At 38.9% G+C, this 22,849-nt stretch carries 22 protein-coding genes; 12 read left to right on the plus strand and 10 right to left on the minus strand.

Annotation, left to right across the window (positions count from 1 at the left end; translation table 11 throughout):
* Positions 1–452 precede the first annotated feature (452 nt).
* The 3 genes from PHV30_07455 to PHV30_07465 all read right to left on the minus strand — a co-directional run bounded on the left by PHV30_07455 (position 453) and on the right by PHV30_07465 (position 3,233).
* Positions 453–1,364 (minus strand): hypothetical protein, encoded by a 912-nt coding sequence (locus tag PHV30_07455; GenBank protein ID MDD5456851.1) that lies wholly within the window; start codon positions 1,362–1,364, stop codon positions 453–455.
* Between the two features lie 75 nt (positions 1,365–1,439).
* The gene (locus tag PHV30_07460; GenBank protein ID MDD5456852.1) at positions 1,440–2,531 is read right to left on the minus strand and encodes a hypothetical protein; all 1,092 of its coding nucleotides are present in this window, start codon (positions 2,529–2,531) and stop codon (positions 1,440–1,442) included.
* 3 nt (positions 2,532–2,534) lie between these two features.
* Entirely contained in the window at positions 2,535–3,233 is a 699-nt protein-coding gene (locus PHV30_07465; protein MDD5456853.1) for a hypothetical protein, read from the minus strand.
* Positions 3,234–3,369: 136 nt separating this feature from the next.
* Between PHV30_07465 and PHV30_07470 the strand changes: the two genes are divergently transcribed.
* The 4 genes from PHV30_07470 (at position 3,370) to PHV30_07485 (ending at position 6,002) form a co-directional block, all read left to right on the plus strand.
* The gene (locus tag PHV30_07470; GenBank protein MDD5456854.1) at positions 3,370–4,194 is read left to right on the plus strand and encodes an LEA type 2 family protein; all 825 of its coding nucleotides are present in this window, start codon (positions 3,370–3,372) and stop codon (positions 4,192–4,194) included.
* The gene (locus PHV30_07475; protein ID MDD5456855.1) at positions 4,195–4,869 is read left to right on the plus strand and encodes an alpha/beta hydrolase-fold protein; all 675 of its coding nucleotides are present in this window, start codon (positions 4,195–4,197) and stop codon (positions 4,867–4,869) included. It abuts the gene before it with no gap.
* A 62-nt stretch (positions 4,870–4,931) separates the two neighbouring features.
* Positions 4,932–5,789, plus strand: coding sequence for a hypothetical protein (locus PHV30_07480; protein ID MDD5456856.1), 858 nt, complete (start codon positions 4,932–4,934; stop codon positions 5,787–5,789).
* A gap of 84 nt (positions 5,790–5,873) precedes the next feature.
* Positions 5,874–6,002 (plus strand): hypothetical protein, encoded by a 129-nt coding sequence (locus PHV30_07485; protein MDD5456857.1) that lies wholly within the window; start codon positions 5,874–5,876, stop codon positions 6,000–6,002.
* On the opposite strand, the gene PHV30_07490 is transcribed toward PHV30_07485, so the two are convergent.
* Both PHV30_07490 and PHV30_07495 read right to left on the minus strand, forming a co-directional pair.
* Positions 5,999–6,409, minus strand: a complete 411-nt coding sequence (locus PHV30_07490) for an OsmC family protein (GenBank protein MDD5456858.1) — start codon at positions 6,407–6,409, stop codon at positions 5,999–6,001. The two genes, PHV30_07485 and PHV30_07490, sit on opposite strands and share 4 nt — an antisense overlap.
* Before the next feature lie 13 nt (positions 6,410–6,422).
* Positions 6,423–7,235, minus strand: a complete 813-nt coding sequence (locus PHV30_07495; protein MDD5456859.1) for a hypothetical protein — start codon at positions 7,233–7,235, stop codon at positions 6,423–6,425.
* 19 nt (positions 7,236–7,254) lie between these two features.
* Here PHV30_07495 and PHV30_07500 point away from each other — a divergent pair, with 19 nt between their 5' ends.
* On the plus strand, positions 7,255–9,324 hold the full coding sequence (locus tag PHV30_07500; GenBank protein ID MDD5456860.1) for a TonB-dependent receptor plug domain-containing protein: 2,070 nt from the start codon (positions 7,255–7,257) through the stop codon (positions 9,322–9,324).
* Here the strand turns inward: PHV30_07500 and PHV30_07505 are convergent.
* The 3 genes from PHV30_07505 to PHV30_07515 form a co-directional block, all read right to left on the minus strand.
* Entirely contained in the window at positions 9,321–9,764 is a 444-nt protein-coding gene (locus PHV30_07505) for a hypothetical protein (protein ID MDD5456861.1), read from the minus strand. The two genes, PHV30_07500 and PHV30_07505, sit on opposite strands and share 4 nt — an antisense overlap.
* Positions 9,765–9,941: 177 nt before the next feature.
* Positions 9,942–13,487, minus strand: a complete 3,546-nt coding sequence (gene nifJ / locus PHV30_07510; protein ID MDD5456862.1) for a pyruvate:ferredoxin (flavodoxin) oxidoreductase — start codon at positions 13,485–13,487, stop codon at positions 9,942–9,944.
* A gap of 194 nt (positions 13,488–13,681) precedes the next feature.
* Complete coding sequence (locus PHV30_07515) at positions 13,682–14,449, minus strand: hypothetical protein (protein ID MDD5456863.1); 768 nt, start codon at positions 14,447–14,449, stop codon at positions 13,682–13,684.
* Positions 14,450–14,570: 121 nt separating this feature from the next.
* Between PHV30_07515 and PHV30_07520 the strand changes: the two genes are divergently transcribed.
* The 4 genes from PHV30_07520 to rmuC all read left to right on the plus strand — a co-directional run bounded on the left by PHV30_07520 (position 14,571) and on the right by rmuC (position 17,886).
* A complete protein-coding gene (locus PHV30_07520; GenBank protein MDD5456864.1) occupies positions 14,571–15,080 on the plus strand; it encodes a hypothetical protein in 510 nt (169 codons plus the stop codon).
* Positions 15,081–15,244: 164 nt separating this feature from the next.
* On the plus strand, positions 15,245–15,880 hold the full coding sequence (locus PHV30_07525; protein ID MDD5456865.1) for a hypothetical protein: 636 nt from the start codon (positions 15,245–15,247) through the stop codon (positions 15,878–15,880).
* Positions 15,867–16,262: a rhodanese-like domain-containing protein gene (locus PHV30_07530; GenBank protein ID MDD5456866.1), complete on the plus strand. Its 396-nt coding sequence runs from the start codon at positions 15,867–15,869 to the stop codon at positions 16,260–16,262. Before PHV30_07525 ends, PHV30_07530 begins: the two co-directional genes overlap by 14 nt.
* A 292-nt stretch (positions 16,263–16,554) precedes the next feature.
* On the plus strand, positions 16,555–17,886 hold the full coding sequence (gene rmuC, locus PHV30_07535) for a DNA recombination protein RmuC (protein MDD5456867.1): 1,332 nt from the start codon (positions 16,555–16,557) through the stop codon (positions 17,884–17,886).
* 28 nt (positions 17,887–17,914) lie between these two features.
* Here rmuC and PHV30_07540 read toward each other — a convergent pair whose 3' ends face one another.
* Together PHV30_07540 and PHV30_07545 are read right to left on the minus strand one after the other, a co-directional pair.
* Positions 17,915–18,898: a hypothetical protein gene (locus PHV30_07540; protein MDD5456868.1), complete on the minus strand. Its 984-nt coding sequence runs from the start codon at positions 18,896–18,898 to the stop codon at positions 17,915–17,917.
* Between the two features lie 167 nt (positions 18,899–19,065).
* Entirely contained in the window at positions 19,066–19,830 is a 765-nt protein-coding gene (locus PHV30_07545) for a sigma-70 family RNA polymerase sigma factor (GenBank protein ID MDD5456869.1), read from the minus strand.
* A gap of 352 nt (positions 19,831–20,182) precedes the next feature.
* On the opposite strand from PHV30_07545, the gene PHV30_07550 reads away from it, so the two are divergent.
* The 3 genes from PHV30_07550 to alr are packed head-to-tail and all read left to right on the plus strand — an operon-like array spanning position 20,183 to position 22,820.
* Positions 20,183–20,716, plus strand: a complete 534-nt coding sequence (locus PHV30_07550; protein ID MDD5456870.1) for a heme NO-binding domain-containing protein — start codon at positions 20,183–20,185, stop codon at positions 20,714–20,716.
* Between the two features lie 43 nt (positions 20,717–20,759).
* Complete coding sequence (gene galE, locus PHV30_07555) at positions 20,760–21,749, plus strand: UDP-glucose 4-epimerase GalE (protein MDD5456871.1); 990 nt, start codon at positions 20,760–20,762, stop codon at positions 21,747–21,749.
* Positions 21,750–22,820, plus strand: coding sequence for an alanine racemase (gene alr / locus PHV30_07560; protein ID MDD5456872.1), 1,071 nt, complete (start codon positions 21,750–21,752; stop codon positions 22,818–22,820).
* The last annotated feature ends 29 nt before the right edge of the window (positions 22,821–22,849 follow it).

The raw sequence follows: 22,849 nt of genomic DNA on the forward strand, positions 1-22,849 counted from the left end.
AACTTGTCTGTCTGTATTTAATGTAACTGTCATATTTTTTCCCTCCATAAATTTTTGCCTTTTTTGAATATCGAGCAAAAAATTTCCCTTAAGGTAATATACCTTCATAAATTTTTTATATTCAAAGCGGGCTGATTTTTCGGGTTTTCGAGAGCTCTGTTCCCCCATATATATTAATCCCGTTCTGAGCTATGGATTAAACATGAAAAATTTATGTTGCTTTAAGGCGGTGTTCTGATTGGAATGCAGAGAAATAGCAGCTTCGAATAATTCCGCCTCTCTCTGTCACTTCCCTTCGACTAGGCTCAGGGCAAGCGTGACATCTCTCTCCGCTCGCGGAGAAAGAAAATTCTATAAATTTTTGTATTTGTATAAGAATATTTTAGTGTCTATTTGAGGCTTTTCTCCGCGGGCGGAGAAGAGCTGGCCAAAGGCCTGAGAAGAGGCGGTATTTATTTTTTTGCAGGTGCAGTCGGTTTTGCCGCAGGAGCAGCGGGTGATGGAGTTTTTGCTGGTTCCGGTGCCTTGTGCGCTGCCGGTTCCGGTTTTTCTTCTGGCCCTTTGGGTTTGTCCGGTGTTTTTTGCTCTTGTTTTGAGTTTTTGAATTTTTCCAGAATGGATTTAATTTCCCCCTGGAGTTTTTTAACTTCCGCAGACTCTTGCATGGATTTGTTCATTTCTGTCAGGTCTTTGGATTGTTTGGCAATGTCCGCCAATTGTTTATTTAACTTGATCAGGTCCTCATAAAGTTTTTGCATGTCTACCAAGGTTTTTTTCTCGCCATAATTTTTGTTTATCTGTTTGGAAACTTTCAAATCTTTAACAATATTATCAAAGAATACAGCATTATTTTGAGGAGTTTCGGTTTCGCGTAAACCTTCGAACCCTTTGGTCTCCAAAAGAGTCGCGTAATTCTCCAAACGGGCATTTCCTGTGGACATAGAATTCCTTAAATCACTATTTTGTTTTAAAGCATTATTGTAATTATTAATCATTTGATCTAGATAATTCATTTCATTCGGAAAATTTTTTTTCGATTTCCCTGATTCTAAATCCTTCTTACGGTCTTGATATATTTTTAATTCTTTATTAAATTTTTGGTCACTAGCGTTAAGATAGTTTGAGTTGGCTTTAATTTGGTCTTTGATTTTTGCTGCCAGTTGTTTAGCATCCGGTGCCTGTATTTGAGGTTGTTGGCCGGGTTGTGACGCGGCAGGCGCGGTTGGTTGTTTGGGAGGAGCTCCAGCAGGTGGTAGCCGGTTTGGCGCTTTCGTACCAGGACTTTCTCCTTCTGGAGCGCTTGCCGTGGGCTGTCTTACAGGACTTGGTCCCATAGCTGGTATCGGTGCTATTGCTGGTGACATATTCATCCCCCTTTATTTATGTTCCTACGGTTCCTTGGTCTGTTATAGAATCATGTTCTGTAACGGTCGCAGGCTTCACTTGAGCTGCAGATTTTTTTCTCCGGCATTTGGGTTCATCATTTCATAGAGAACTTGTTTTACTTCATCAGGTATTTTTATATAAGTTCCATCTGGGTTTAGGTTATTATTTTTTTTAAAAGAATTAATTGCTTCGATTGCTGATTGAATACCAGAAAATTTATACTTAATAGTGTCCCAATTTTTGATAATAAATCGATCTATAGCTTCTGAGAAAGGTTTTGTCATATCATTGCCAAAAGCATGAGTATTTGTTCTTTTTGGGTTTGGTTCAAGAAGACCATGAAAATGTAAGATGTATTTCATCCCCATATTGTCTAGTTTTTTCGGGTCGTTATATTCTTTAGTAAAAGCAGTTTTTACTTCTGCGGATTTTGTAGGATCATTTTTGTGAGTTTTCCTGGCATCCAGTTCTGATCTGTCTTTTGCATAAAATTTTTGCCATTCAGTTAGTTGATCTGACTGTTCTTTTTTTTTGGTTCCAGGTTTTTTTGCTTTTTTGGCTATTGGATCTTTATCTGCAGCTTTACCTGATCTTTCTCCTCCTTTTTCTCCAGGTTTTGTCTTAGCAACAGGTACTGGAGCTATAGGGCCTTGAGGTGCAGGAGTATCAGGTGGTGTTTCTGTAGGTGGTGCTGCGTGAGTTGGTTTCGGACCACCGGCTTCAGGAGGTTTCCCTCCTGTTGTTGCTGGTCCCGCTTTCGCCGGAGCTGGAGGTTTTACTTCCGCAGCTGGTTGTGAACCTGGTGCCTTAGGCGCGCCGGAAGATGTTGCCGGTGGTGCATTTGGCCGCGGCGGCGACATTGGCGCGGCGCCTCTTGATCCATCTGATGGCGGAGTATAAGTTGCAGCTTGTGAAGATTTGGAAAAGAGATAGTCATATGCCAGGATTCCTCCTACAATCAGAAACGGCGCCGCAGGCGGGAACAGAGCGCAGAGCCCTCCCAGAATTGCCGCGAAAAGTCCCTTTTTCAAGATTGAGCCCCAGGAAAATCCTGAGCTTTCGCTGACAGGAGGCTTTGCTGCTTGAGGCGGAGGCGGCGCTGCTGGCGCTCCTGCTTGCCCTATAGGTGATGAAGCATTTGCCATATCTTACCTTTCCTTATTCGTTATATTTTTTTGCTCAGGTTGATTCGCGGCCATACTGAAATTTTCCACAAAGTTGATTTTAAAAGAATTATTTGAATGATCAGAATTGGCGGATTTATGCAGATAAATACCTTCTTCGCCAACCTTTTCATCGCCCAGCGCTCCCAAAAATCCTTTATAGTTCTGGATAAGCAGGCGATAGAGGTTTTCATAAGCATTGATAAAGGACAGCATAAACGTATCATGATCTATCTGATTAGCGGCAATTACAGAGATGGAGAAAGGTTCCAGATACAGCCCGCTTTCAAGAAGAATATTTTTGTTGGCGTCTGCCATCAGCAATCTTTCTGTTCTGATTATTTTTTGTATTTTTTTTAGTTTGAACTTACTTTTCGTTATGTAACCGGCAACCCAGTCTTTAATAAAACTTATTGAACTGGCGCATTTCTCAATAGCTTTAATTGCCGAAGGTGCTTGACTACCTATGGTTTGTAAATATTGAGCGAAAAGTTCCTCAATATCGGTTTTCACATTGTGCAGGGAACAATTATAAGTAAAAAGTTGTATGTTGATCAGTTTATAAGCGCCGTTCCAGGTAATGGCAGTATATCTGCCCTGCAAGCGTATCCTTCGGTCCAGATATTTTTCAGCCAGTTTTAATAAAAATTCATCGATTTTTTTATTTATTTTTTCAGGGTCCATATATAATTATACCTAGCTAGATATATTTATGCCCTGAAATATTAAATGTTAAACTATAAAAAATCAGACATGGTTAATATTGACAATAACTTGAATTAACTTACAATAAGCACATGATTTTCAGTGGAAAAAAGTGATGAGAAAAAAACTTTCAGCAATATTTTTAGTATGTTCGGCTGTATTTTTTTTAGAGTCTTGTGTGGATATCAAACAGCCGCAAGTTAGATTCGACCGTACAGAAATAACCGGTCTTGATATGCAGAAAGCCAGGGCCAATTTTATTTTCAAAATACAAAATCCCAACTCTATAGGTCTGGACGAAGCCAGTTATGATTACAAATTAAGTATCAACAATCTGGATTTTCTGGAAGCTAAAAATAATAAATTCTCATTGCCGGCCAACAGGGAAAGCACTGTCATCCTGCCTGTTGAAGTAAATTACATAAAAGCGTTTAATACTATGGAATTGTTTGCCAAAAGCATATTATCCGGACAGGACAGCATTCCCTATGAACTTAGCGGAAATTTTCATTTTCAGTTTATAGCTTTTCCCATTAGCATTCCTTTCAAGCAGAAAGGTGTGGTTCCCTTACCGGTTTTACCGGGAATTACTATAAAAAGTGTAAGTATTGAAAAGGCCGGCTTAACCGACATTGTTTTAAATTTCAAGGTAGGTTTGAATAATAATAATAATTTTACCTTACCTTTGCAAAACATGGACTATCAGGTAAAAATAAACGGTCAGAATGTCGCGGGCGGTGTCGCCGCCGATATTACGGATATCGCCCAAAACAGCAGCCGGGATGTGAGTGTTTTAGTAAAAACCAATATTTTTCAACTCGGCGAACAGCTAATGAGTGTTCTTAACCGTAAAGGGTTTAATTACCGTTTTTCCGGCAATCTAAGGACAGGTGACATGTCTGTCCCTTTTGATATAGCGGGAAGTTCCGAAAACAATTAAATGTTAATCCCGAAAAAACTTTTTTTATTTGGTCTTTTTATTTTAGCTTTCACCAATATTATTTTCGCTTCGCATATTTTGGAATATGGTCCGACCAGCGGAAATTATCTGCTTTATATTCCAGATAAACCTGCAGAGAAAATGATCGTGACTTTGCATGGTTCGGGCGAAAGGGCAAATATGTATTTGAGCGGTTGGCAAAAAGAGGCTGATGCCCGCGGTTATTACATTTTGGCTATAAATTCAAACGATAAAAACGGCTGGGCCGGAAGTGACGTGCAAAGAGTAAGGCAGATAGTAGAGAAAGCTAAGAAAATTTACCACATAAGGTATACACTCTTGAATGGCGCATCGGCCGGCGGGCATTTCGCGCTTTATCTGGCAATAGTTTATCCGCAGGATTTCAGCGCGGTCGCTACCTTTATGGGCATTGTCATGGAGTCACTGAAGGAAGCTATGCAAAAGTATCATGTCCAGGGCGGGAAAGTCCCTATTTTGCTTATTCATGGAACTCTGGACAATAAAATACCCGTAGTAAATGCCCGCTGGAACTATTTTTTTCTAAAGGACCAGAGCTTTAATGTGACTTTTTGGGAAGAACCTGATATGCAGCATGAATTTTATACCAAAGATAATTCCAAAATCCTGAACTGGTTTGAATCTGTCATAAAATAAATTTTCCCGGAATTTCTTTAACAAATCTCCGATATATTAATAGATAATATGCGGGGAATATAATGTTATTACAAAAAAAAGTTATTGCTCAAAAATTTCAAAGGCTCAGACAATTAAGAATAGATTTTTCTTTACAGAAACAAAAGTCGGAAGAGAAAATTTTAACCTTAGGAAGTTACAAGGGAAAAGTAAATAAGGAAAATTGCTTTGAAGTTTTTAAGCTTTTATACAATTATTCGTTATTACCGGCCAAACAAAAACCCGAAGGCCAGAAAGATAAAATCGAGATTATCAGTGAGCTGAAAAGGTTGGATTTCAGGTTGGAACTGGAAGAGTATCTAAAGAAAAACATACTCAAGCAAACAACAGATGAAATTATGACATGCTGTGGCATATTATATTATTTTACCAGCAGCGTAAGCCAGAAAAATGAAGATATTCATGACAATATAAAACTTATGCATAAGATTTTTAGTAATGGCAATACAAATTATCAGATCAAAGCATATTGCGCCATTAATATTATGTTCCTCTATAAAAAAGCTAAACAACAATATGACAATTTTTTAATAAATCATTTTAAAGGGTATTACAAAACCAGGTTTAGACTTAAAGACGCAAACGATAAATATAAAAGAGATATAAAAAAGATGGGGGGAATTTATGAACCGCTCCTTGATATATTCAAGCCCAGGATATTTCCGTTTAAGGAAATACGTTTCATGCTGACAGCCCTGAAACTGCTAGATAGTATGCAGGGCTATATGCAGTACGAAAGAGATTTGCTGGAAAGAGGTATCAGAGAATATTTAAGTCACCATCAAAGGTTTAAGGAATATATTCCTGCACAATATATTGGAGATTTTGAGATGCTGGAAGTTTACTTCCGGTCTACACGCATTTCAAACGGTAACAGATAGTTCCATAATCATCCAAAAAATTTAATGTTTTCACAACCTGCTTTCAGGGGAATACTATTAATATAAAATAATAGGGGGAGTTACATGAAAATCATTGCTTTAAAGGAAAAAAGTACCTTTGATATAAATAAGAAGATTAACGAAGCATTAAATTTGCAGTCTCTTCAAAACCCGATTACTCAGTACGCGGATATTCTAACCTGTATGAATTAGTCCAGAAAGATTGTGTAACTTAGATCCGCAAAAGTTTTAAACATGGCGCTTACACTACAGTATTTTTCCTGAGATAGTTGTACTGCTTTTTCCACCTGTTCTCTGCCCAGATTTTTACCTTTTAAATGGTATTCCAATCTTACATTTGTAAAAATTTTGGGGTGTTCTTCCGCTTCATCTGCATCGGCAGTAATATAAAATTCATCAATATTCTGACGCATTTTTTTTAAAATGGAAACCACATCAATTCCCGTACAACCGCATAACCCGGCCAGGAGCAGTTCTTTAGGGGTCATTCCTTCACCCGCACCACCAACCTCCGGATGAGCATCCATAATTACACTTTTTTGTTCATCATTTATACTTTTAAATTGCAATCCATCTTTATAATGTGTAGTAATTCTCATAAGTTATCCTTTCTTACCATTGTTTTAATGCCTGTTTGAGGAGAGGGTTATTGATATATATAATATTTAATTCTCCATAGACTGAAATCATCAATATATTTTTTACTACTTCTTTTTCCAGTTCTGTAAGAGACATCTGGTTTACCGCAGTCTCAAAGTTTTTGGATTCGGGCAGGATATTTCCTTTTTCATCAATCAATCCTTTTTGAATTAATAACTGCCATATTTCATCCGGACGGTTGGGATTATTTTTACTAGTGTAAGATAAAGCCTGGTCAAGGAGGGATCTTAAATTACGCTTATTTTTTTCAGACTTATAAAATGAACCGGATGAAAAAGACAGCCAGATCTGCATATTGCCGGTATTCCAGAAAACTTCTTCGGATTTGCTGGCAGTATCATATCTTTGCTGGGCAGGGTTTCCATACTTGTTCTTAAAAAATAAAGCTATGTTATCATATTGCTGCTGATCAGCCAGCAGACCGTAATGAATAAGCAGGCACTGTTCTTTATTAAAGAGGAAGACAAGCCGTCCTTTCTGGTTGAAGTATTCACCGGTAACCGCGTAGGCGGTTGTGTAAGGCAGGCCCAGATATGATGAGTTCAGGTATTGGCTGTAAATATCGTTATTGTCGTTAATATTGGTGATATTCTGATCTTTAAAATGTTCCATGAAGTCATTTAAGGACATTTTCAGATAGTCCAAACTTTGCCGATTGGCAAACTCGTTGCCGAATAGTGGATTTAAGCAAAAAATCAGTATAATAAAAAAAGGTATAATGTTTAGAAAAATTTTCTTACGGGTATAGCTATTAAAGATGTTCATGATTTTTTCATATTTTAGCATGATTAGGAGCAGAGGGACTATATTTTTAGTATTACTGCTGGTTTTGCCTGTATTTGCCGCTCAGAATGAGATTAGTGGTTCAGTTAATACACCCGCGGCATTACGCCATTTAGTCAGGGATATCCTGCTGGATAATATGGATATAAAGTCGCAACTGACCACAAACAACGCGGACTTTCTGGACCAGTCTCAATTACAGAATAATCAAATCACACTTGGCAAAGACCAGTATGAGAAATATGCCAAGGCCGGAATCTTTTCTGATGTTACATATTTGCATAAAAAGCTGCCTGGTGTTGTCAGCGCAGGCGATTATGATTCCAGATTATATATACGCGGTGGCCAGAGCGGGGAAACCGCCACTTATCTGGACGGTCAGCTTATTTTTATGCCCTATATCTGGGACGGCCGAGCATCGCTGGTTAACCCGCAACTTATCAATTCGGTTACTTTTTATACCTCAACTTTTCCTATGAAATATTCCGGGTTGCTCAGCGGTGTTCTGGACATTAAGCAGCGTACCGGCAATAAAGAAAAATATGGTATGGAACTGGACTTGAACCTGACAGAAGTTAAATTTTTGCTGGAAGGACCTATAATCAGAAACGAGCATTCTTTATTATATTCGTTGCGTAAATCTTATTATGATTATATTTTCAAGGCTCCAAATACCGTTTATCCGCATCTGGAAGAATATGGCCAGAAATATTCTTTCAGTCTTGGGAAAAGACATGAACTGCAACTGAACATGAATTATTATTCGGATCTTATGGAAATCAATGATTTGAATATCAATCAGGGGATTAAAGGAAAGCACAGCTCGGGTTCTATCCGGAAAATGTTTGCCATAAATTTAAACAGTCAGTGGAGCGAATCGCTAGCATCCTGTGTGAATCTGGGGTATGACGACGCTGACATGATCTGGAAAACAGAATATAACAATTCTTCATACGGGGTAGCTCTCAATAATAAACCGTTGAACCTCAATGCCGATTTCATATTTAAAGGTAATACCCGGAATATTATTTCTACTGGTCTGGAATTGCGCAAAGAACTTTTTGTTTATCAGGAAGAAAATAAAAACAGGATACCTTACATAGAGTATCCCGGCTCCATGCCCTTGACCGATTCAGGAAATTACACGGCAGGCTATCAAACTTATGCTTTATATCTGCAGGATGATTTGTATATAGTGCCGGACAGGGTGAAGCTGAATATCGGTACACGTTACAGCTGGGTAAATGACAGCAACTTAAGCAACTCCAAACTGTTTCAGCCCTGTCTTTCCCTGAGAATGCTTGATAACGGAGGTACGCTTACATTTTTTATGTCCTATGAACATCACGGTGCTTTTGATATCCCTGTATATCAAGGTTCGTTGCAGAATACTTATCCGGAAAGATTGACTCAGTATACTATCGGTATGGAACAGCAGGTAAGCCGCGACGTCACCTGGAAAGCAGAAACATTTTATAAGAAATATGATTCCCTGATTTTTCCAATACGAAACTCCTATACCGGTGAAATAACCGGTTATGATAATACCAGAACAGGAAAAGCCGTAGGTCTGGAATTTTATCTGGAAAGAAAAGAACACAAGGACTGGGCAGGGTGGATAAGCTACACTTATGCCATTGCTCAGTATAAAGATCCGGATACGGACTGGTATTACGCAGACCAGGATCAACTGCAGACTTTAAACCTTGTGGGGTATTGCCGTTTAAATAAAGACTGGAATTTTGTGCTGAACTGGACTATTTCCACTGGCAAGCCCTACACTAATATTACAGGAGCAACTTATGACACTACCCGCAATGTTTATGTACCGATTACAGGACCTACGAATGTCGAACGGTTGCCTGGTTATAATAATCTGTCGATAACACTGGAAAATTCACACTTATTCTGGCCGTTTGACGGCTTCACAGGGAGCTATTATATAGGTATAGTTAATCTGTTTAATCAGAATAATATTTATGGTTATTCATGGAACGATAGTTTTACTCAGAGAACAGAAATAAGAATGTTACCGCTTTTGCCTGTATTCGGTTTAAAAATTCAACTTTAAAGATATTTTTTAGCTGTTTCGGTTATCAGATGATAAATGCGGTCATGACGGAGTTGATGTAAAATTTCCTGAAATTCGTGTGCATGCAAAGGTTTTTTTATACTATAAATCAGATGACTTTTTACGACACCCAGAACTTCTTTCAGTTTGGTCTTACTGTTCAGACTATGCAGCGCGATAAGCAGAGTGTGACTGGACAACTTTTTTTCTTTGGAAAACTTGTCCAGTAATATTAATTGGGATTTGCTGCTGTCATCCAGGTCTACAAGCACACATTTTAAGCTGTGCGACTCTTTTTCCTGATTTAAAACTCTGGTCATTGCCTGCTCTTCAAAAGGGATGCTTAGCAGATCATATCTGTTTTGCTGGCTTAGAAGTTTGCTGATCTCCAGAGCCGAAGCATCAGAGAGGCCAAGGAGTAAGATTGTTTTTTTGATCATCTTATTCTCACTTTTATATTATTATTGTTCCCTTTATGTATATAATTTAAACATTTTTATTATATAGGAGGATCTGCAGTTGATAAAAGAGGTGTAGTAAAAAAAAATAGTCACACTTCGTCAGGCTCAGTGTGACTATTTTTTTTGTCATGCTGAGCCTGACGAATCGTGAGCGGATCAGTTAATTTCTGACAGTTTCTGCAAGAACTCCAAATGTGTGTGTCGGTCTTTTTCAGCTTTGCTGTAAAGTTCTTCAGCATGTTCCGGATTTAGAGTTTTCAAAGATTTGTATCGGGTTTCAGACAATAAAAATTCTTTAAAATCTGCTGACACAGGCCTGGAGTCCCATTTGAATTTTTTGTCAGGTGCAATAGGGTTATATCTGTAAAGCGGCCAATAACCTGAAGCTACGGCTTTACTGGCGTGTTCCATAGAATAACGCAGATTATACCCGTGATTAATACAGGGTGAATAAGCGATCACTATTGACGGCCCTTTGTAAGCTTCCGCTTCCAGCATGGCATTCAGAACCTGCTGTTTATTGGCTCCCATACTTACAGAAGCAACATATACATAACCATAAGACATAGCTATGAGTCCAAGGTCTTTTTTGGCAATTTTTTTACCGCTGGCCGCAAATTTTGCCACAGCACCTATAGGAGTGGATTTGGATGCCTGACCGCCTGTATTGGAATAAACTTCCGTATCCAGCACCAGAATATTTACATTTTCACCGGAGGCCAGCACATGGTCAAGACCTCCGTAACCGATATCATAGGCCCAACCGTCGCCGCCGATAATCCAGACAGACTTGTCAATCAGATAATCGCGGGATTCTCTGGCAATACTCAGTTGTTTCAGAAGATTGCCAGATGCTTTGTTGTATTCTTTTTCTATAATTTCAACCAGTTTGTCAGCTGCTTCTTCAGCAGGTTTGTCGGTTTTGTCTTTTATTTCTATCATTGTTTTGGCTGCTGTTTTTAATTCAGCGGAAGCATCGGCTTCCAGAATGTTTTCCAGCGCCTGATATAAAGTATCGCGAGTCTGATTTACAGATAAACGAAAACCCAAACCGAATTCGGCATTGTCTTCAAACAGGGAATTAGCCCAGGCAGGCCCTTCGCCCTGTTCATTTTTACAATAAGGAATAAACGGAGCAGTTCCTGCGTATATGGAAGAACAACCTGTAGCGTTTGCCACCAGCATGCGTTTGCCATAAAGCTGGGTTACAAGTTTAAGATATGGAGTTTCGCCGCAGCCGCCGCAGGCTCCTGGGAATTCAAACAAAGGCTGTTTAAATTGGGACCATTTCAGTGTTCCTTCTTTAGCGCCTTCGGTAAGTTCTTCGGGAAGCTTTCTGAAAAATTTCCAGTTTTCAGCTTCTCCGGCAGCCAACTCCTGTTCTATGGGTTTCATAACCAGGGCTTTTTCTTTAGCCGGGCATGTTTCCACGCAGCTGCCGCAGCCAGTACAGTCTTCGATAGAAATTTGTATCTTGTATTCAAGGTTTTTGTCATTTTTGGTATTAGACTTGATAGTTTCAAAAGTCTTCGGTTTATCGGCCAGATTTTTTGGTTCGATTTGTTTGGAACGGATTACAGCATGCGGGCAGACAAAAGAACACTGGTTACATTGAATACAATTTTCCTTGAGCCAGTGAGGTACATCGGAAGCAATGCGCCTTTTTTCAAATTGTGTCATGGCAGTAGGGTACACACCGTCTATAGACATTTTTGACACGGGCAAATTGTCACCCTGCAAAGTGGCAATAGGCTTCATTACCTCGCGGATAAAAGGATCGTCATAATCCATATATTCATAACGGGGAGCATTTTTGCTGACTTCTTTGGGAACGTCTATTTCAACAAGCGCTTCAACGGTTTTGTCTACCGCGTTCCAGTTCATTTGCACAATATCGGCGCCTTTTTTGCCATATTCTTTTTCAATGGCTTTTTTAATAAGTTCGATAGCTTTATTTTCCTCAAGTATTTTTGATATTTTAAAAAAAGCGGTTTGCATGACCATATTTATTCTGCCGCCTAATCCCACTGATTTGGCTATTTCTAATGCGTTAATATTAAAAAACTTGATTTTACGGCTGATAATGGTTTCCTGCATGTCGGCCGGAAGTTTTGAGAAAACTTCTTCACGGCTGTAATTGCTGTTCAGTAGAAACGTACCACCTTCTCTAATACTGCTGATCATATCGTATTTGCCTATATAGGACTGGTTATGACAGGCCACAAAATCAGGAGATGTGATCAGATAGGTCGATTGAATGGGTTTAGGCCCGAAACGCAGATGAGATATGGTTATTCCGCCTGATTTTTTGGAGTCATAAACGAAATATCCCTGGGCGTAAAGGTCAGTATTGTTTCCGATAATTTTTATGGAGTTTTTGTTCGCGCCTACTGTTCCGTCCGCGCCAAGTCCCCAGAAAGTGCATTGAATTGTACCGTCCGGTACGCAGTCTATACATTCGGGAAAAACATCCAGCGACAGATTGCTTACATCGTCCTTGATACCTACAGTAAACTCTACTTGCGGTTTGGCTGCGTTCAGGTTTTCATAAACAGCTTTTACCATCAAAGGATTAAATTCTTTTGAGCCCAGACCATATCTGCCGTGAGTTAAAATCGGCGACACAGCGAATTTGGCCCTACCAGCGGTTTCAGCCAGCGCTGTCATTACATCCTCATATAATGGTTCACCAATGCTGCCGGGTTCTTTGGTCCTGTCCAGAACGGCGATTTTTTTCACGCTCACGGGCAGAGCATCGATAAATTGTTTAACAGGGAAAGGCCTATATAGCCTGATTTTCACCAGACCTAATTTTTGACCTGATTTATTGGCGTGGTTAATATATTCTTCAATAGTTTCGCAACCTGAACCGATGGCTATAAGCACTCTGTCAGCATCAGCGGCTCCTACGTATTCCACAATTTTATATTTTCTATTAATAACTTTGCCTACTTTATCCATTACATCCTGAACTATTTGCGGAGTAACGGTATAAGAATTATTTACGGTTTCACGTCCCTGGAAATAAATATCAGGGTTCTGGGCAGTACCTCTGAGGTTGGGGTGCTTGGAGTTTACTGCTCTTTCCTTGAATTTTAATATGGCTTTTTTGTCGACCAGCGATTCAATGGTTTCATAAGAAATCATTTCAATTTTTTGTACTTCGGAAGATGTACGAAACCCATCAAAAAAGTGCAGAAAGGGTACGCTGCAATCTAATGTGGCCAGATGGGACACCAGTGCCATGTCCATAGCTTCCTGCACAGAGTTGGACGCGAGCATGGCAAAACCGGTCTGTCTGACAGCCATTACATCGGAATGATCACCGAAAATAGACAGTGCCTGACAAGCCAGACTTCTTGCCGATACGTGAAAAACAGTTGGTAGCAATTCGCCGGCTATTTTATACATATTAGGTATCATAAGTAACAGTCCCTGAGACGCAGTAAAAGTAGTAGTGAGAGAACCGGCAGTCAAAGAACCGTGCACGGCACCGGCAGCGCCTCCTTCGGACTGCATTTCTACAATTTTTAATATCTGGCCGAAAATATTTTTTCTTTTTTGTCTGGCCATTTCATCGCAGTTTTCTCCCATGGTTGAGGAAGGAGTAATAGGATAGATCGCAGCCACTTCGCTAAGAGCATATGCTACGTGAGCTACGGCCATATTCCCGTCTATTGTTTCAAATTTTTTTTCTTCCATTTACGCACCTCTTTCTATAAGATTGCATTGCATTAATCAATTTTTGTGTAATTTTTCAGTTTTATTTTATGATAATTACACCCGAAGATTTTATAGCAAAAAACCCTACATAGTTTACTAGCATTTTCAATAAAAGTAAATGATTTGAAATGTAAGGACCCGGTGCTGGTTGCGGACGTTTTATATCGAGTTCATTATACTATTCTCATAGCCCTGGTTTGGTTAATGGCAGCATAAAGTTTATTTAGGTGCGCCCTTATAAGTTGCGTCTGTATATAAGTATCAGATTGGATGTTATTATTATTTTCATCAAGAAAAAGAAAAAGCGGTGCCCCGTCAACTGAAAATCCAAAAAAAGTTAAGGAAATAATTTTTTCGTTATCCATGAACAAGGGAAAACTATCAAGATGTTCCAGCGTCAAATCAGTTTCATGATGGAACATAACCTGCTCGTTGTAAATAAGTTTTATTTTATATACCAGAGGTTCAAATAGACCGGCAAAGGCAAAAGATGGATCCCACAACAACATATCTTTAATCCCTAAAATGTTGAGAAATTTTTCGGAGTTGTTAAAATCGAGATTGATACAGTCCTGCTTGATGCTATTTTGTCTGGCTATCAGCAAATAATTATGCTGGGAAAAAATCGGATGCTCGCCGGATACTCTCAGTACCTGATAATTAGTATCGCTTTTTTTGAGTTCTTCAAACCCGAACTGATAGAGATGTTCGCAACTGCCCAGGCCGGGATAACAATCCGGACGGTTGAAGTTCAAAAAAATCGTCTCATTTTTTTCATAGTCCAGCAGAAGATGTGTCGTGCCCATGAACCTTTCCAGATTGGAATAAGTCATTTTCGATTGTATACGGTTTATAACATCCAGTAAGTGTCCATCGTCAAGAGGATCACCCATATAATATTTGTCTTGAATGGGTAAAGATACTATTTTGTAGCTGGACATATTAAATTTTCGAAAATAATTGCTTTAAAAATCAATTTTTTTGAAATTTATATATAAAATCTGGGAAACTATAAAATAAATAACGATAATTTGATATAAGAAATTTGGGAGGGACGTATTCATGTATAAAATAGTTGCCTTAAAGGAAGAAATATTAATTAAGGGATATAATTTTAAAAAGGAACCGGTATTATGTGGAGTTTTAAATAATATTGATATAATTGTCCCGGATAGTGGTAGTGTTAGAAAAAAATCGAACAATAATTTTAAAATTATCCATAATGGTAGAGAAATTCTTCAAGTTCTTAATATGAAGAATAAACCTCTTGTTTTTTTTGATTTAAGCAAAGTTTCCGATGAAGATATCAAAAAAATTTATTACAAAAAAATGATTTCTAATCCACTAATAATAACTGGTAGCATAGCTGTATTTTGTGGTATCGGAGGTTTAGTTATAGCTGCTATAGGTTATACGCTTGGATTAACTTCTGTTTCGGGTTTAGGATTTATTTTTAATTTAATAGAAAATATAAAAGCAAATCGGGTGGAACGGGATTTGGTTTTAAAAGCAGTAAGAATTAGTCAAACAAATAATGATTTTGATGAAATTATTTCAGGTTTGCGGATATAACCAACGAACTGAAATTTATTAAGTTGTAATTATTTTTAAATTAAGAATTATATTTAATTGTTTTAGTTATCTAATATATTTCAAAAAAAATATTTAAACAAAGCATTCTAAAATATGCAGGTTATGATATAAAATAAAATTATAAAGATTCAAGGGGGTTTATTATGGAGGAACTTGTTCGCATCAGGATTGACGAACTGAATAGTCTGAAAGATGAGTTGATCGAAAAACAAAAAAAGGATCTTGCCAAAATAGAAGTCCGGATTGAAGAATTGTCTGGCTTGCTGGGCAATGGAACTTATATTAAAAAAGAGCCTGAAATTCGACCAACAGTTACCTCCACACCCAAAGTCGTGGAAAACATTATGACCGATATTAAGTCGGCAGTGCCAGAAATACAGGAAGAACATACAATCAGCAAGGATGAACTGGAATCTATTTTAGCTACGGACATTAATGATATAAAAGAAGAGGACGAGATAATAGCGGCAGCGGAGAATATTGAGCCGGAAATAATTGAACCCGTAAAATTTGAAGAAACTATGACTGCCAAAGAACCTCCTGCGATAAAAACCGAAGAAAAGAAAAGTACAAAAAAAGACGCGGAATTACCTGCAGAGAAAGATGAAATAGCGGAAGCACCGGTAAAAGAGGTTCCTGTAAAAGTGGCAGAAAAAGCGACTACAACAAAAGCTGAAGCCAAAGCGACCAAACCGGCCGCTGCAGCTTCCAAAACGGCAGCAGCTGACGCCAAAGCTTCTCAGGATGACATAGAGGCAATTTTAAATGCGTTGGACTAATTTAAAATCATTTCTTGTTTTTTTATTTGGTTTTTTGCCCCTTGCTTATGGAGCTAACGGTTCTATTATTTATTTAAATCCCGCTAATGCGCTTGAACTTATTCGCAATAATCAGGCAGTAAATATTATAGACATCAGGACTGACGAGGAATTTAATCAGGGGCATCTCGCTAACGCTCAAAATATAGACTATTTGAAACCTGAATTTGAGGAACAGATTAACAGGTTAAACTCCAATGCGGAATATCTTTTTTATTGCAGGTCCGGAGCCAGGACCCAACAAGCTCTTGATATTCTGGGAAAAAAACAATTTACGAAATTATATATTCTTCAGGGCGGCATTATGTCCTGGCAACGCTTTGGTAATCCTGTAGTTAGATAGAGGTAAGTGTTAAGGTTGAATTGTGTAGTCGTGCAGCTGTTGAGTCGAGTCATACTGAGCTGGTTTACCCTGAGTGGAACCGAAGGGAAGTATGATAGAGTTAATAGATAAGTGGTAAGTTGTAAGATTAGTATTTGCCGGGACCGTGTGTTATCCGTTACAATAAAAATTATATTTTACTGATTAGTGTCATCCCGGACCGCAGTGGAGGGATATGCGAAGTTCTCAATTTGTGAAATTGAGATTTCTCGACTTCGCTCGAAATGACGTGTTAATTCTGGGAGCCTGAGAAATGATCCTTATTCTTCTGTTTGTAATTATTATCATCAGTATAATTAATATTCTCGTTGTTTTCTCTTTTTTAAAAAAGATCAGTTTTATAACTCCGGGTAATACGGAAGCGCAATATACTTCTCTGGAAAAAGCCATTGAAAAATCTGAACGGGCGTTACGAGATGAGTTTGGAAAAAGCAGGGAAGAGTCCGGTAATCACTCTCAGCGAACCCGTACAGAGCTTTTAGAAACCCTGAAAGCTTTTAATGATTCCATCATTTCCAATATGTCCAGGTTGTCAAACATGCAAAAAGATCAGTTGGACAGTTTTTCCAAACAACTTGCACATCTTACCCAGGGTAATGAGCAGCGTATGGATAAAATGCGTGAGACCATTGAGAACAATCTTAAGAGTTTGCAGGAAGATAACAGTAAAAAGCTGGAACAGATGCGCGCCACTGTGGATGAAAAACTACATAAAACGCTGGAAACAAGATTGGGAGAATCTTTCAAACTGGTTAGCGAACGTCTGGAATTGGTGCATAAAGGTCTGGGAGAAATGCAGACCCTGGCCAGCGGAGTAGGGGACCTAAAAAAGGTACTAACTAATATCAAGACCAGAGGAACATGGGGTGAAATCCAGTTGGGCAACTTGCTGGAGCAAATGCTTTCTCCGGAGCAGTACGCGGAAAATGTGGCTACCAAAAAGGGCAGCCAGGAAAGAGTAGAGTATGCTGTAAAATTACCGGGCAAAGGCCAGGACCATAAAAGTTTTGTGTGGCTGCCGCTGGACTCCAAGTTTCCTCAGGAAGATTATTTGAAACTTGTGGACGCTCAGGAAAAAGCCGATCAGGCTGCAGTAGATGAAAATACCAAACAACTTTATTCCAGAATTCTGCTGGAAGCTAAAACCATCAAGGAAAAGTATATAGATGTGCCTTACACTACCGATTTCGGGATTATGTTCCTGCCCAGTGAAAGTCTCTATGCTGAAGTACTGCGGATGCCCGGTCTTTGTGAGAAAATGCAGCGCGAATACAAGATCGTGGTTACGGGCCCTACAACTCTGGCTGCTTTGCTTAACAGTCTGCAGATGGGCTTCAGAACACTGGCTGTAGAAAAAAGGTCCAGCGAAGTCTGGGAAATTCTGGGAGCAGTCAAAACAGAATTCGGAAAGTTCGGCGAAATTCTGGAGAAAACTCAAAAAAAGTTACTGGAAGCCAGCAATACCATAGATACCGCAGCACAAAAATCACGCACTATCGAAAGAAAATTAAAAACGGTTCAGTCGTTTCCCATTGGTTCAGAAGAGGAAACACCTGTAGCCTTAGCCGAAAACGTAGAAAATTAGTTACTAGATAGTCTTATATTCCTAAATATTATTTAAGATTTAAATTATAATGTTTATTCAGATAGTCCTTTATGGCTTGGGTCATCGCTGCTTTTTTGGCGTCGATTTGAGCTTGTGTCAGATTACTGCTTGAACCGTCAGTGCTGACTGAGCTTGTTAAACTTTCTATAATTTTAGCAACAGAGACACCATTATTAACACTCCTTTTTATTTCATTGATCTGAGCGTCGGTTAAACTATATCCCGACGTTGTTGTTTCCTGGTTCGGATAGGTGATCCCTGTACCGGGATCAGTATAAACGCTGGGTGTAGATGATGTGCCGTTCGGATAGGTAACCGTGCCTGTTGTTCCTGAGCCGGAAGTAGTAGCGCTGAAGTTTGATTCATCAGGATCTTTTAGACCTGCCAGTACGTCTCCGGCATGGGTGTTGGTTGTGGTTGTGGTCCAATCTCCTTCGCCTCCCCATGACTGTGTTGTTGTTGTAGCAAAATCGGTTGAAACATTTTTATCATGTGTACCCAGGGAATTGAGATAATTATTTACTTCATATGAATACAGGCTCATATTGTTATTTTGGTTATTAGAACTATTAAAAAAGTTAAACTTGTCAGAATAAAAGCGCTCCCCGATACAAAGCCAATTTTGTGATTGTTTTAGTATACCAAATTCATTTGCATCCTGCGAGCCGTCCAGATCAGTGTCTCTCCAGGTAATCATATCTCCGGCTTTTAAAGCTGTGCCGTCAATGGTCACGTCTTTACTTAAACGAATATAAGATTCCTCATAATCGCAATCGTAGTCCTTACCGGTTATATTGCTGTGATATTCTCCTTCATAATCTACATTTAATTGTTGACCTTCAATTTTGACGCCATGATAGGTGATCTCAACGTCACCCTCATCCTCTATAACCTGACTGCTGAATTTCAGGTCTCCCTTATCTCCCGTAACTTTTCCATCATTACCCGAACTGATGCCATGGCTCCAACCACTTACATTTGTATCTCCCATAAACATTCCCCCTAAAAAAATAGTTTTTTACTTACAAATTACTATATCGCTGATTTTGGGAGAAAGATTGTATTCGTTTTTTTGAATATATTTAGATTTTTTCCAAAGGAGGATAAGCGTCCGTGCATACCCTCCTTTTTTCAGGGAAAAACGGGGAAGTTAATATTTTATAAATAGTTCTTAAGTTTTTTACCGGCTTCTGATTTCTTCATTTTTTCCAGAGCCCTGTCTTTTAACTGTCTTACTCTTTCTCTGCTTACGTTCAGTGTTCTGCCTATTTCGGCCAGAGACTGTTCCTGACGGTCATAGAAACCGTAATGCAGTTCGATTATCATTCTTTCTTTCTCGGATAAAACGGATAAGGCTTGCCCAATAGTATCTTCAAAACCTTCGTTCTCCAAATCATCCTGATAAGTCAGCGCTGTTCTATCTTCTATATAATCCAGCATGCAGTCTTCACCGTCAGTATACATATCATCAAGCGAAACAACATCTTTTTCGATCTGCTGATAATACTCCACTTTGTCATTATGAATGCCGGTCATTTCCGAAATCTCATCCGAAGTCGGCACTCTGTGTTTTTCGGTCATATATTTAGTAATTACTTTTTTAATCTTATGAATACATTCCAGAGTGGTAGAAGGTATGCGCATATTGCGTTTCAGCTGTTGATAACTTCTCTGCACAGCCTGGTTAATCCAGAACGACGCATAGGTAGAGAATTTTGTTCCTCTGTCAAACTCATATTTGTCGGCCGCTGTTAAAAGCCCGATACAGGCTTCCTGAAAAATATCGTGAAACATGGCCGGATCGTATCTTCTTACAAAAGTATAAATAAGACCTAAATTATCGGTAAGTAAAATTTCTTTGTCTTTAACGCTTCCCTGCTTGGCCGACATCAGTATCACACGTTCTTTTACGGTTGTTTTCATTTGAAATCCCCCTTATTCCCAGAATTAATAAAATTTCCAGATTCTGAAACATAAGAGAAGGTTTTTTGGAATTTAAATGTCGCAATCGATCGACATTTTTTGAGGATTTCCGACAAGCGGTCCAATCCATTTCCGATTTATTTAACCTTTCTCTTAAACCTCCCTGTTATAAACACCTCCTTTTGTTGTTTTCATTTAGTGTTATACCCGAAAAGCATGTTTCGAAACATTCGATTTTTTTGTTGTATCTCGTTTGCCATGAGTATCTTTTATGTAACATTAATTTTAATCTTTAAAAAAATGAAATACTGAATATAATTTGAAGTAATATCCTGAAGATCGGAGGAATAATATGAAAGGTGTTATCGTAATCGCATTAAAAGAATTGGTGGAAAGCAAGTTTGGCAAAGACAAATGGGAAGCAGCTCTGGAAAAAGCAGGAGTAAACAAGAACCTGACCATATTAACCATTACTGATGTTGATGATCAAACAGTAATGAAAGTGGTGCAGGCAGTTTGCGCTGTACTGGGCATATCCTTACAACAAGCTGCGGATGCCTTCGGCGAATACTGGGTTTGTACCTATGCTCAGCGTATGTATAAAGATTATTTCAAGGATAGCAAAAACGCAAAAGATTTTATTTTAAAAATGGATCAGATACATGTAATAACTACTATGACCATGGCCAATGCTCATCCACCAAGATTTGATTATGAATGGAAAAACGACAGGACACTGATTATGAAATATAAATCATCCAGAGGAATGATCGATTTTATGGTCGGTTTGTTAAAAGGTATAGGTAAACAGTTTAAAGAAGAACTGGTTGTTACCAAACTGGGGCCGGATAAAGTGGAAATAGCTTTTTCTTATAACTGCAAATAGCCTGCCCTTGCCATAAAAACCGGGCCATATTACAATTGATTTCATGACCAAGACCATATTAGTCGCGGGTGGGGCCGGGTATATAGGTTCACATATAGTCAGAAAGTTAAAAATCGCAGGATATCATCCGGTTATTTTTGATAATCTTTCCACAGGCCATAAACAATCTGTAAAAGGTGAAGAATTTTTTTGGGGAGATATACGCAATCCTCTTGATCTGGACAGAGTATTTACCAACTATAAAATTGATGCTGTAATGCATTTTTGCGCCCGCAGCCTGGTGGGAGAATCCATGCAGAAACCGGAAATATATTTTGAAAACAATATAGTTGGAGGTTTCGGTCTGCTGCAGGCCATGCTCAAACATCAAGTTAAATTTATTATTTTTTCTTCAACAGCGGCAACTTATGGCGAGCCGGAGTCAGTACCTATCGATGAAAATGCCAAACAGCTGCCCACAAATCCCTATGGAGAAAGCAAGCTGATTTTCGAAAAAATTTTACATTGGTATGATAAAATCCATGATATAAAGCATGTTAACTTGCGCTATTTCAACGCTGCCGGAGCTGATGACAACGGAGAAATAGGTGAGGACCATACTCCGGAAACTCATCTGATACCCAACATTTTCAGAGTACTGAACAAACAACTGGACCATCTGCAGGTATTTGGTAATGATTATTCAACAGCGGATGGCACCTGTGTGCGTGATTATATTCATATCTATGATTTGGCTCAGGCGCATATACTGGCTTTAAAACATATTTTGGATGGCAAAGGATCGGATTCGTTTAATTTGGGTTGCGGAAAAGGCTACAGCATTAATGAAATCATCAAGATGGTGGAAAAAGTTACGCAAAAAAAGGTGAATTATAAGATGGCGGACAGAAGGCCCGGCGATCCGGCTGTGCTGGTGGCTTCTTCTGAAAAAATTAAAAAGGTCTTGGGCTGGAAGGAAAAATATCAGCTGCGAGATATTATAGAAACAGCTATGCAGTGGCATCTGAACCATCCCAAAGGTTACGCGGATTAAATGAGGAATCAGTTAATAGTAGACTTGAAAAAGTTCCGGAAAAATCTGGGCAAAATTAAAAAAAAGTTAAAAGCCCGAACCAAATTTCTGGCTGTAGTAAAGGCTGACGCTTATGGGCACGGAGCCGTGCAAATAGCCAAAGCAGCCATACATGAGGGTGTGGATTTTTTTGGTGTGGCCACAATTGATGAGGCTATCGAGCTTAGAGAAGCTGGCATCAAACTCCCTATTCTTATCCTTACCGAGCCGACCGATTATAAAATTTTGCACCGTATACAGTATTATGATATTTCTTTAACGGTTTATTCCAAAGAAATGATCGGCGCTATTAATCGTTTGTGCAAAAAAATTAAAAAACCTCTGAAGGTCCATGTCAAAGTGGATACCGGTATGAACAGAGTAGGGGTTCCGGGAGCTGAAGCACTGGAATTTATCAAATCGATTAAAAAAAATAAAAATATTATAGTCGAGGGACTTTTTACACATTTTTCCGATGCCGGTAATCCGGATAAATCCTATACATTTAATCAAATACAGATTTTTAATCGGGTTCTGCGAGCCTGTGAAGCGGCTGAGATTAATATTCCCATAAAACACGCTGCCAATTCAACTGCGACCCTGAATTATCCCCAGGCGCATTATGATATGGTACGTGTGGGTATAGCTATGTATAAAGATATTCTTACTTTTCAGGCCAAAATTTTAAATGTACGTAGCATCAATAAATATGACTGTGTGGGTTATTCCAAGAACTACAAGGCACCTGAGAATATGAAAATAGCAGTTATCAGCGCAGGTTATGCGGATGGATACAGCAGACTGCTTTCCAACAAAGGTACTGTAATTGTTCATGGCCAGCGCTGCCCGATTATCGGCAATGTCTGCATGGATATGACCATGATCCGCTTGCCTGACAAGCTTAAAGTTAATATAGGAGATACCGTAACCCTGATCGGCAAGGAAGGTAAGCAGGCAGTTACTGCCGAGCAGATAGCCGAGCTCACCAAAACTATCGATTATGAAGTCATGTGTAGTATCGGCAAAAGAGTGCCGAGGGTATATGTGGGGTAATTCTTTTGAGAAAAGAATGCAAAACCATT

It is taken from the genome of Candidatus Margulisiibacteriota bacterium (assembly GCA_028715625.1).
In the GTDB taxonomy this organism is placed as follows: domain Bacteria; phylum Margulisbacteria; class Riflemargulisbacteria; order GWF2-35-9; family GWF2-35-9; genus JAQURL01.

Bases quoted from the DNA above. Each gene is read 5' to 3' on its own strand.
- PHV30_07515 (MDD5456863.1), bottom strand. From the start codon at position 14,449: ATGTCCAGCTACAAAATAGTATCTTTACCCATTCAAGACAAATATTAT.
- PHV30_07545 (MDD5456869.1), bottom strand. From the start codon at position 19,830: ATGAAAACAACCGTAAAAGAACGTGTGATACTGATGTCGGCCAAGCAG.
- PHV30_07495 (MDD5456859.1), bottom strand. From the start codon at position 7,235: ATGAACATCTTTAATAGCTATACCCGTAAGAAAATTTTTCTAAACATT.
- PHV30_07500 (MDD5456860.1), top strand. From the start codon at position 7,255: ATGATTAGGAGCAGAGGGACTATATTTTTAGTATTACTGCTGGTTTTG.
- PHV30_07505 (MDD5456861.1), bottom strand. From the start codon at position 9,764: ATGATCAAAAAAACAATCTTACTCCTTGGCCTCTCTGATGCTTCGGCT.
- rmuC (MDD5456867.1), top strand. From the start codon at position 16,555: ATGATCCTTATTCTTCTGTTTGTAATTATTATCATCAGTATAATTAAT.
- PHV30_07455 (MDD5456851.1), bottom strand. From the start codon at position 1,364: ATGTCACCAGCAATAGCACCGATACCAGCTATGGGACCAAGTCCTGTA.
- PHV30_07485 (MDD5456857.1), top strand. From the start codon at position 5,874: ATGAAAATCATTGCTTTAAAGGAAAAAAGTACCTTTGATATAAATAAG.
- PHV30_07540 (MDD5456868.1), bottom strand. From the start codon at position 18,898: ATGGGAGATACAAATGTAAGTGGTTGGAGCCATGGCATCAGTTCGGGT.
- PHV30_07490 (MDD5456858.1), bottom strand. From the start codon at position 6,409: ATGAGAATTACTACACATTATAAAGATGGATTGCAATTTAAAAGTATA.
- nifJ (MDD5456862.1), bottom strand. From the start codon at position 13,487: ATGGAAGAAAAAAAATTTGAAACAATAGACGGGAATATGGCCGTAGCT.
- PHV30_07480 (MDD5456856.1), top strand. From the start codon at position 4,932: ATGTTATTACAAAAAAAAGTTATTGCTCAAAAATTTCAAAGGCTCAGA.
- PHV30_07530 (MDD5456866.1), top strand. From the start codon at position 15,867: ATGCGTTGGACTAATTTAAAATCATTTCTTGTTTTTTTATTTGGTTTT.
- PHV30_07470 (MDD5456854.1), top strand. From the start codon at position 3,370: ATGAGAAAAAAACTTTCAGCAATATTTTTAGTATGTTCGGCTGTATTT.
- alr (MDD5456872.1), top strand. From the start codon at position 21,750: ATGAGGAATCAGTTAATAGTAGACTTGAAAAAGTTCCGGAAAAATCTG.
- PHV30_07525 (MDD5456865.1), top strand. From the start codon at position 15,245: ATGGAGGAACTTGTTCGCATCAGGATTGACGAACTGAATAGTCTGAAA.
- PHV30_07465 (MDD5456853.1), bottom strand. From the start codon at position 3,233: ATGGACCCTGAAAAAATAAATAAAAAAATCGATGAATTTTTATTAAAA.
- PHV30_07550 (MDD5456870.1), top strand. From the start codon at position 20,183: ATGAAAGGTGTTATCGTAATCGCATTAAAAGAATTGGTGGAAAGCAAG.
- galE (MDD5456871.1), top strand. From the start codon at position 20,760: ATGACCAAGACCATATTAGTCGCGGGTGGGGCCGGGTATATAGGTTCA.
- PHV30_07460 (MDD5456852.1), bottom strand. From the start codon at position 2,531: ATGGCAAATGCTTCATCACCTATAGGGCAAGCAGGAGCGCCAGCAGCG.
- PHV30_07475 (MDD5456855.1), top strand. From the start codon at position 4,195: ATGTTAATCCCGAAAAAACTTTTTTTATTTGGTCTTTTTATTTTAGCT.
- PHV30_07520 (MDD5456864.1), top strand. From the start codon at position 14,571: ATGTATAAAATAGTTGCCTTAAAGGAAGAAATATTAATTAAGGGATAT.